Annotated in this window: 8 protein-coding genes and 2 pseudogenes; 4 read left to right on the top strand and 6 right to left on the bottom strand. The window is 54.3% G+C overall.

Annotated elements, in window-relative coordinates; translation table 11 throughout:
• A pseudogene (locus tag Q7W83_RS29245) lies at nt 1-463 on the bottom strand (transposase); the annotation flags it as partial.
• Nucleotides 464-1259: 796 nt separating this feature from the next.
• On the opposite strand from Q7W83_RS29245, the gene Q7W83_RS29240 reads away from it, so the two are divergent.
• The 4 genes and pseudogenes from Q7W83_RS29240 to Q7W83_RS29225 form a co-directional block, all read left to right on the top strand.
• A complete protein-coding gene (locus tag Q7W83_RS29240; RefSeq protein WP_473658455.1) occupies nt 1260-2636 on the top strand; it encodes a hemolysin family protein in 1377 nt (458 codons plus the stop codon).
• Nucleotides 2633-3649 (top strand): CNNM domain-containing protein, encoded by a 1017-nt coding sequence (locus tag Q7W83_RS29235; protein ID WP_473658453.1) that lies wholly within the window; start codon nt 2633-2635, stop codon nt 3647-3649. Before Q7W83_RS29240 ends, Q7W83_RS29235 begins: the two co-directional genes overlap by 4 nt.
• Nucleotides 3650-3700: 51 nt before the next feature.
• The gene (locus tag Q7W83_RS29230) at nt 3701-3955 is read left to right on the top strand and encodes a hypothetical protein (RefSeq protein ID WP_473658451.1); all 255 of its coding nucleotides are present in this window, start codon (nt 3701-3703) and stop codon (nt 3953-3955) included.
• Nucleotides 3934-4257 (top strand): annotated as a pseudogene (locus Q7W83_RS29225) (histone-like nucleoid-structuring protein, MvaT/MvaU family); the annotation flags it as partial. The gene Q7W83_RS29230 and the pseudogene Q7W83_RS29225, both read left to right, overlap by 22 nt.
• Before the next feature lie 130 nt (nt 4258-4387).
• Here the strand turns inward: Q7W83_RS29225 and Q7W83_RS29220 are convergent.
• From Q7W83_RS29220 to Q7W83_RS29200, 5 genes are all read right to left on the bottom strand, one after another.
• Complete coding sequence (locus Q7W83_RS29220; RefSeq protein WP_473658449.1) at nt 4388-4876, bottom strand: copper chaperone PCu(A)C; 489 nt, start codon at nt 4874-4876, stop codon at nt 4388-4390.
• Nucleotides 4876-5481 (bottom strand): SCO family protein, encoded by a 606-nt coding sequence (locus Q7W83_RS29215; RefSeq protein ID WP_473658447.1) that lies wholly within the window; start codon nt 5479-5481, stop codon nt 4876-4878. The genes Q7W83_RS29220 and Q7W83_RS29215 overlap by 1 nt, the downstream gene beginning before the upstream one ends.
• A 157-nt stretch (nt 5482-5638) precedes the next feature.
• Nucleotides 5639-6070, bottom strand: a complete 432-nt coding sequence (locus Q7W83_RS29210) for a copper uptake system-associated protein (RefSeq protein WP_240888427.1) — start codon at nt 6068-6070, stop codon at nt 5639-5641.
• Between the two features lie 63 nt (nt 6071-6133).
• Complete coding sequence (locus Q7W83_RS29205) at nt 6134-8056, bottom strand: TonB-dependent receptor domain-containing protein (RefSeq protein ID WP_240888426.1); 1923 nt, start codon at nt 8054-8056, stop codon at nt 6134-6136.
• A 276-nt stretch (nt 8057-8332) separates the two neighbouring features.
• Nucleotides 8333-8713 (bottom strand): DUF2946 domain-containing protein, encoded by a 381-nt coding sequence (locus Q7W83_RS29200; RefSeq protein WP_240888425.1) that lies wholly within the window; start codon nt 8711-8713, stop codon nt 8333-8335.
• Nucleotides 8714-8931 lie beyond the last annotated feature (218 nt).

The following is an 8931-nucleotide window of genomic DNA, read 5'->3' as shown; positions in this document are numbered from 1 at the left end:
CCATAAACGCCGCCGCTCTCCAGCCAGGAATGCTTGATCAAACCCAGCAGTCGCTGGTCGTCTTTGGCGCGTACAGATTGCGGCTCAGACAGCCAGGCGTAATAACCGCTGGGATGGACTTTCAGCGTCAGGCAAAGCCGTCGAATCGAATAGTCGCCCGCGCGCTGCTTGATAAAGGCGTACTTCAGCCGCACTCCTTGGCAAAGTACGCGGCGGCCTTTTTTAATATGTCTCGCTCTTCAGTGACGCGCTTGAGTTCCGCTCGCAGACGACGTAGCTCAGCGTGCTGATCATCATCCTGCTGCCGTTCTTCTTGAGGTTTGCTGTAGCGCTTTATCCAGGCATAGAGGCTATGCGTCGACACGCCGAGACGGGCCGTTACCTCAGCGACAGGCAGCTTCTTTTCGGTCACTTGATTGACTGCTTGGATTTTGAATTCTTCGGGATAACGCGGGTTGCTCATGGCACCTCCTGATTGGCCTCATTTTAAGGCATGGAGGTGTCTACGAAACCCGGGGCGATTCACAAGCACGCATTTCCACTGTCGCACAGAAGATCACCGGTCGAACCTATCTGTGGCTTCGCTATGTGGAATGAGCTCCGTGCGCAGCTGAATGGATACCATAACTTGTGAAGGGGCTGGGGCTTTTGGCAGCCTTGGAGGAGGGCAGTTGCATTTTACGTTGTGTTCGGCACACGACGGTTGTGCTTCTGAGTCGAGCAAGATCTGACTGACCTACCTCTATTGGCGAGCCGCGTGCGCGGGCAGGCTGTCGTGAACCGAGCTCCCGCGTCCCGCCGTATCTCGGCCCTCCGGGCGTCCATCCTTCACGACTTCGGCTGTGCCAGTCTGCGCGCTCTGCTTACGTCGGTTACTCAGCGCTTTCCGGCGTTCTTTATAGGTAGAAAACTGCCAAGAGCCTCCATTATCTAATTGTGGCCAATAACACTGCTCAGATTGTAATAACAATTTTCTGGTAACGATTAAAAATTTCAATTCGCTGAAGCCCGATTTCGAGTAACGATTACTGCTCTAATTTCATTACGGTGTTTGTGTGATCTGAATGCAGTCGGGCTGTTGGCAGCCAGCCGTGCTTTCCCTCTAGTCGGCATTCACAACCGGAAAAGATTCTCTGGGTAGACGATACGGAGCAAACGCCCGTATTCTCTGGATTCCTTATCTACATGGACTCCTTCGTGGATCCCAGCCCCGCAACACACAGTCGCTGTTCAGATTCTGAATTTGGTCTTGCCGCCAAATGATCGAAACTATCCTTACCCTCATTCTTGGCATCCTGGTCATGCTGGCCATCATCGCTGTGAATGGCTATTTTGTTGCGCAAGAATTTGCCTACATGGCGGTTGACCGTACCAGGCTCTCAGCATTGGCAGCTGCCGGTGATGCGTCGGCAAAGCGCGCATTGGCCGTCACGAACCGCACAAGTTTTATGCTGTCGGGTGCCCAGCTTGGCATTACCGTCACAGGTTTACTTGTTGGTTATGTGGCGGAACCCTTGGTAGGTGAATCATTAGGCGTTCTCCTCGCAGGAACCGGTATACCGGTTGACGCTCGGGTGGCCGTCGGTACAGGTATTGCTTTAGTTGCGGCTACGATCATCCAAATGGTCGTGGGTGAGCTATATCCGAAAAACCTTGCCATTGCGAACCCTGAGCCCCTGTCGCTTCGGCTTGCCCGCTCCACGCTCTTCTATATGTCGGCCTTCGGCTGGCTAATCGGTTTCTTCGACAAATCGGCCAACCTTCTCCTGAAGTTGCTGCGTATCGAGCCGATTCATGACCTCGATGTGAGCGCCTCGGCTACCGATCTGCCACACATAATCGCCGACTCGCGCGACAGTGGCGACCTACCACGTGAGCTGTCACTCATGATGGATCGCATCCTCGACTTCCCGCAACGCAACGTCGAACACGCTATGGTGCCCCGATCACAAGTTGACTGGGTTGAACCCGATACGACGCTCGAAGAGCTGCGAGGGCTGATGGCGCGTGCTCACACCCGATACCCGGTGATCGATGACGATGATGCCCCTGTGGGCGTTGTACATCTCGCCGACGTGCTTGCACGTCTCTCCACGGGAAACAGTAATGAGACTGTCGCTTCGATGATGAGACCTGCCAAGGTGCTGCCGACGCTGATGCTGCTGCCGGATGCTCTTGACCAACTGGTTCAAACAGCCGATCAGTTAGCTTGTGTTATCGACGAGTATGGTGGTTTCGCCGGGGTGCTCACGATTGAAGATCTTGCTATGGAAATCGTCGGTGAAATTACCGATGAGCATGATGCAGAAGTCGGTGACGCCATCGTGTCAGAAGGGGAAGACACCTGGACAATGGAAGGCGACGTTCACCTCGACGAAGTCAGGCGCATCATTGGTCATGACCAGCCGCGCGTTGATGTTGAAACTGTGGCAGGTATGCTGATCGCTGAGCTTGGCGCACTGCCCGAAGAAGGCGACACAATCACGGTTGATCTACCTATCGATGCTGCCGAACTGATTTCCGACGAGCCGGTGAGATATCGACTCGAAGTTGATGTACTGCGTATTGAACGACATGTTCCCACTGAAGTTCGCGTACGGTTGGTCAAAGTGTCTATGGCGGAGGACGGTCAATGAATGATCCGCTGATAGTCACGATAGCCACAGTCGTTCTCATCGCGCTGAGTGGCTTGTTTGTTGTCATCGAGTTCGCGTTGCTCGGCGCTCGCCGGCACCGCCTTGAAGAACTGGCAATCAATAGTCTGTCCGCTCGTGCTGCGTTGCGCGGCATGAATGATTTGACGTTAATGCTTGCAGGTGCTCAGTTGGGTATCACGCTGTGTACCTTTGCCCTAGGTGCGGTGACTAAACCTGCGGTCGACTTATGGCTCGGCCCAGTGTTCATCGCGTGGGGCTTGCCTGAGTGGGCTGCTGGCGCTGCAGCTTTCGGCTTCGCGCTTTTCCTGGTGACATTCTTGCACTTGGTCGTCGGTGAAATGGCGCCTAAGTCGTGGGCCATTGCACATCCGGAAAGATCCGCTCTGGCAATTGGCATCGTGTCGCGCGTCTATACCTGGCCGCTACGTCCGCTGTTGCGCTTGGTGAATCGAATCGCCAACCGTCTGGTAAAAGCCTCAGGTGTAGAGCCAGTTGAAAGCGCCGCAGTGGGTGGTCAGGATATCGAGACCATAAGGCAGCTCGTTGAGCATTCGGCGAAGGTCGGCACGCTACAGCCGCAGATGCAGCAGCAGATTTCAGGCCTGATCGACCTGGGCACGCTACCCGTCGAAGCTTTGCTAATCCCCGGGGAAGTGCCAGTTCACGTTACGCGGGATGCGACGGTGGCAAGTGTCCGCACTACAGCCATCGAATCCGGGCACTTGCGCATTCTCGTGCTGGGAACCGAGGGCATACAACCCTCGGTGGTTCACGTACGCGACACCTTGCTTGAGCCAGAGACTCGGCTTGCGCATGAGCTTGCACGAGAAGCTTTTGTGCTTGATGCGAAAACTCCCGTCTATGAAGCGCTTGCGCGCATGCGCAAATCGAGCATTCAGCTTGCTTTAGTCGTGAGCGCGGATCGCTTGCTGGGCGTTGTAACGTTGGCCGACATCCTCAAACGAGTGCTTCCTGCGGCCTCCAATAACTAACGGTCGCATGTATGTCATAAATATTAGGGTTTTCCCGTGACCACTTAGCAGTTGGCTACCACCGACCTAAGATCAATCAACGAGATATGGCTCGGTGAGACTCATACCCAACTAGACCTATGGCGTGGTGAACAAGTCTTCACCCACGAGATGATGAGCGAGGGTACTCACGATCAGAATGTCCGCCGCCTGTGTTTGCAGTTGGTCAACCCTGACGATCAAGCCGCAGTTGCCAGCGCTGAGTTCATCGTGCGCGAACAGCTAAAAAGGCTGGGGAAGGAGGTGCCGAACAGCTCCAGGCCCTAGAAGCCCTAAAAGGCGATGCGGGGCTTCAAAAAGAAATTGATTTCGAAAAAAAGCTGCGCGATTTGCTCGCAAAATACGGCTACAGTCTTAAAGACGTGATCAATTTGATAGATCCACAAGCAGGCCGTCGGGCTCCAGCCGCCGAGTCCAAGGTAGGCAGCCGCAGGCCTCGCCAGTTGAAGGTCTATAAAAATCCGCACACCGGCGAAGTTGTAGAAACCAAGGGTGGCAACCACAAAACGCTTAAAGATTGGAAATCGAAGCACGGCGCCGCGACTGTTGAGTCTTGGCTGAACAAGTGATTTTTGTGAGTACACCAAAAGGGCCCTCAAGGGCCCTTTTGTATCTCAGTAGCGATCAACTGTTTGTTTTGATAAATCGAGTAGGTATCTGAACAGTTCGGTATACCCGAGATTTTGCTATTCGTTCCGATTAATTCATTTTGCTGTGATCAGGCATATTCAGGGCCCGCGCTGTTGCTTCAACCTTGATCGACTCCTTCTCGCCTTTGGCATTCTCGACCGTCAACGTCATCGGCACCTTGTCGTCCTCTTTGATCTGCTGAACCAGGTCAATAAGCATTATGTGATAGTTGTGGGGATCCAGAGTGACGGCTTTACCAGCAGGTAAGGCGACGAACTCTACCGGCGTCATGCTCATCACGTCGTTCTTCATGGTTGACTGGTGAACTTGCACGGTTTTAGCCACCGGCGACTGCGCACTGATCAGCTTGCTGTCGCTGCTTGCCGTGATAGTCATAAACGCGCCGGTCGCTTGTTGACCTGCGACTGTTGCGCGAACCCACGCGTCATCTACCTGCGTCTGGGCTGATACCTGACAAGCCAGGCCCAGTAGGGATAGCCCAAGTACGACCTGTCTGACGCGCTGGGTGATACTGGTTTGATTATTAATTGAGTTCATTAGCAGACCTCCATGACGGTAAGCAAATCTTCCGCACACTCTTGTGCAGAAAGCGAATGAGACAAACCAAGGCGTAGCGTTCCCCTGGAGTCATAAACATAGCTCGTTGCGGTATGGGACAACGTATAAGTTGATCCGCTGGGGATTTTTTCGTAGAACACGCCGAACTCCTTGGCCGTAGCAGCCGTTTCTTCCAGTGTTCCGTAAAGCGCGACAAATGACGGGTCAAAGGTTTTGACGTATGCATCGAGTACGGCAGGCGTATCTCGCTCCGGATCCAGCGTGATGAAAATGACCTGAAGGCGGTCACCGTCCTTGCCCATTAGTTTTTTGATTTTTACTGCGCGGGCCAGAGCGGTGGGGCAGATCACGGGGCATTGGGTAAATCCGAAGAACACCATCGGCATCATGCCTCGATAGCTCGAGAGCGTTCTCACGTCGCCGTCAGTATCTTTTAACTTAAACGTGCGACCGAGGATCTGGTTGCTCAGATCCTTGCCGTATTTGTACGACAACTCCCCTCGGGAATCGCAGCCGGTCAGGATGCCCAGACCAAGCAGCCCCATACCTGCAACCACCTTGCGGCGAGTCAACAAAACGCTCATGGATTAACGCCTTTTGTAACGTCCAGCAGTCCAGTCAACTGTATGGACGCATCATCTTAAAATTAACGTATGGCATCAAAATGACTGATCGATATTTCCCGACTGAACGAGAGGTCAGTCGGGGTCTGCCCTGCTGAATGCATCTAATCGATTCAGCTCAATGAGCCGCTGAAGAGTGCTCTTGGCCTACGTTCACGACTCCTTTGAACAGAGCGAACTGCTTCACCCGATTCGGCGATATAGCGCTTTCTGCCTGTGTCACGGATTGGCTCATATGTACGGCTGCGTCAGGGGCCAATCCGGCGCTGCGTAAGGTGGTCGGATCCAGCAACGCGTCGCCGGCGCACAGCACGACTCGCCAGCCTTTATCGCTTTTTCCTAGCAGTGCGCGACCTCCGCGCTCGCCTTGTGTCCAACCGGCGACAGCGTGATCACCTTCGACCGTAATTGGGCCGACATCAAGCGGAGCATCCGGACGCTCCCAAGTATGGCGCATCAGCTGTTGGATATTTTGTTGATCCGATACAGTGTCAGCGAAAGCCCCCGTGACAAGTGTCATCAAGATTAGAAATAGCGGTGCGAATTTCATGGTGTGTGTCCTTGAGTAGAGGCTGCCGTCGATCACTCGGCAGCCGAGTTCCATCGGGGTCGTTTAGAAGCCCATTTTCACGCCGAGCTGCGCCGAGGTTCCGGGCATTGGATAACCGTTGCGATACTCATAGTTGCGGTCGAATAGGTTTTCTACCGCCACAAAAACCTCACCGACTTTGCCCAGCGCCGGAACCGCATGACCCACCCTCAGGTTCACGACAGTGAAGCTGTCCACCTGTGCGAAGTTCGCGGCCCCTGCGGTACGCTCTTCCGCTAGCACGTACATGTCTCTCTGATACTGGGCATCAGCGCTCAAACGCCAAGGGCCGGTTTCGTAGGTCGTGCCTAACGACAAAGACCGTTTCGGTGCGTAAGGCAGAGTTTTCAGCGACGGATCCAGCCAGGTGAAGCCGACGAAGCTGCTCCAGCTATCGTTCCAGTGCTGCTGCCAAGTGGCCTCGGCGCCCTTGATTTCGTAGTTACCCAAGTTCGTAAATGAGGGCTGTGAAACGGCAGGAGGGAACGCGAACAAATAGCGATCTTTGTACTTGTCCTTGAAGATGGCCAGATCCAGGGTTGCACTCTCGATAGGGTTGAATTTGACCCCCAGTTCTTGGTGATCGAGTTTCTCGGGCTTTAGATCTTTCCAGCTTTCGCCGAGCGCCGGGATTAGGTTCGAGAGAACTGAAGCCTCGAGCCCTGGATAATTGATGCCTCGAGACAGGTTGGCCCGAAACTCGACATTGGAAGTGGACAGCAGCACACCAGCATGCGGCGCTGTAGCGCTTTCGAAGACGTTGTGGTCGTAGGTACGCACTCCGGCAGAAGGCGTTAGTGTCCAGCTGTCATTGAGTTCAAATGCATGGCTGAGAGCAATGTGTGGCGAGATCACTCGCAAGGTTGGCGCGTCGAAGTCGGCACGCGGTGCCGGCGCTATACGTTTGTAAGTCACGTCGCCTTTGCTTTCATCGATGTCCATGCCCAGCGCGACTTCGCCGTTTTGCCAAGGTCGCAGACTTTCTTCCCAGCGCAGGCCTTGCAAGGTGAAGTCGCTGATGGTGTCACCATCGAGCCCAGGTTGATCGAGCGCGCTGCCTCGACCTTCGTTGTGGTAAAGCTTGACGCTACCGTTGCCCCAGTCGTAGTCGTGGTTAAGTGAGAGCGTAGCCAAGGTGCCGCGAGTGTTGAATTCACCTGTCTTGGTCTCTGGTAGACCTTTCTGTCCAGGGTCTGAGGCTTGGTTGTTGGCATGCAACAGCAACAGGCCAGCACTCCAGTTATCGTTTAAACGATAACCTATGCGCGCCAGGCCGTTGTTCAAACGGCCATCGCCATCCGGACGGTCGCCATCGGAGTGAGCGGCTCCTTGCGCTAGCAGGTAGTCCCAATCGCCGCTGCGGCCAATAAGGGAGGCTTGATCGGTCGCTGTGTGGAAACTGCCACCAGTTACCTGCAATTCGCCATGCTGGTTATCGCCCGCTTCAGCAGTACGAGGAGTCAAATCAATTGCGGCAAAGGTGTTGCCGAATTTTTGCGGTTGCGGGCCTTTGTAGACGCTGATGCTTTGCATGGCATTGATCGGTAGCAGATCCAGTAAAGGGTGCCCCCAAACGCCCATGTAAAAAGGCACGCCATCGATGTACGTCTTGATCTCACTGCCTGGCCGGCTGGCACCCATACCACGGATATACACCGCACCACCTTCAGCCCCACCAAACGATCCCACTGGGTTGAATCGTGAAACGGTCACCCCTGGAGTACGGCGCAGCGCGGACGATAGATCTAGCGCGTTGAGGTCGCGGATCTGATCCTGCCCCACCACGGTGGTCAGGCTACCGAAGGAGTCGACCTTGTTCTGGTCGATTACAGAAGAGCCAATCACCGTCGTTTCAGGCAACTCCACAGGTTGATTATCTGCCTGTGCAGCGGCAGTGGCGCCAAACAGTGAAATCGAAACACCGTACCAAATAGCCTTTTGCATCATCCCTTGTGCTCCTTGTTATCGACGAGGCCCTGCTCACTAACGGAGTGTGTGCCTACGTTTTCAATGCCAAAGTTTTCTCGCCTGCGGTGCATCCCCATGCACGGCAGGGACTTGCTGCATCACAAATGAAATAGCCAGCACGGGGCATACCTGATCACACCAGTACGTGATTCAGATCTCGGTATCGGACGCGCACCAACGATGGATCTCTTGGTCATCAAAGGATCCCAGAGATCGAGCTGGCAATAATTGAGCGCTGATGACCGTGGCTATTTATTACAAGGGAGAGGCGCGAGGGTTGGCCGATGGCCAAGAGTAGCGAGGAGGAGCCTTACCGCGGGTTTCAACGGGTTTTCGCTGAACCTGGTTGGTTCGCGCAAGCCAAGCAAGGCAGAACAGGAACACGAGGTTTAAGGTGATTGAGGAGCACATCGGGCAACTGAAGTTGCTGGCCCAATTACTCTTGGACTGGGCAACCAAATCCCCCCCGACATCCGCAACACCCACATTAGATACTGAGCAGAATTGCCCTCCCGCGCCATTGAGGGCCAAGCCACTCATCTGTCCGTGAGCAATACCGCAAGCCAATAGATTGAACAGGACGCAGGCATAGAGCGTCCAGGCAATCAACGAGCGGTCTGTTCGAGTTCTGTTCATGGAAATGACTCTAGCACCCGACTTTTGGGCGTGCCACGTAACGACCATGTATTTGGTTGAGGTTTAACGCAGAAGCATTTCTAGTTCCAGACGAACCGTCCGAGCGTATTTGAGCTACTGTCGGAAGTGCGTCAGGTGAAACCCAATCATGCCTACTGAGCATTTGTTCTGACCGACTCGTGGAGGGGCAAAAAGTCTAACGACACCTGTCACCTTTA

The organism is Pseudomonas sp. 300, from assembly GCF_055803035.1.
The sequence above is the reverse complement of the archived record's forward strand: the minus strand, read 5'-3'. Positions and strand labels throughout refer to the sequence as shown.

Excerpts from the sequence above, each read along its gene's own strand:
- Q7W83_RS29200 (WP_240888425.1), bottom strand. The coding sequence starts at position 8,713 with ATGAACAGAACTCGAACAGACCGCTCGTTGATTGCCTGGACGCTCTAT.
- Q7W83_RS29215 (WP_473658447.1), bottom strand. The coding sequence starts at position 5,481 with ATGAGCGTTTTGTTGACTCGCCGCAAGGTGGTTGCAGGTATGGGGCTG.
- Q7W83_RS29240 (WP_473658455.1), top strand. The coding sequence starts at position 1,260 with ATGATCGAAACTATCCTTACCCTCATTCTTGGCATCCTGGTCATGCTG.
- Q7W83_RS29235 (WP_473658453.1), top strand. The coding sequence starts at position 2,633 with ATGAATGATCCGCTGATAGTCACGATAGCCACAGTCGTTCTCATCGCG.
- Q7W83_RS29220 (WP_473658449.1), bottom strand. The coding sequence starts at position 4,876 with ATGAACTCAATTAATAATCAAACCAGTATCACCCAGCGCGTCAGACAG.
- Q7W83_RS29205 (WP_240888426.1), bottom strand. The coding sequence starts at position 8,056 with ATGATGCAAAAGGCTATTTGGTACGGTGTTTCGATTTCACTGTTTGGC.
- Q7W83_RS29210 (WP_240888427.1), bottom strand. The coding sequence starts at position 6,070 with ATGAAATTCGCACCGCTATTTCTAATCTTGATGACACTTGTCACGGGG.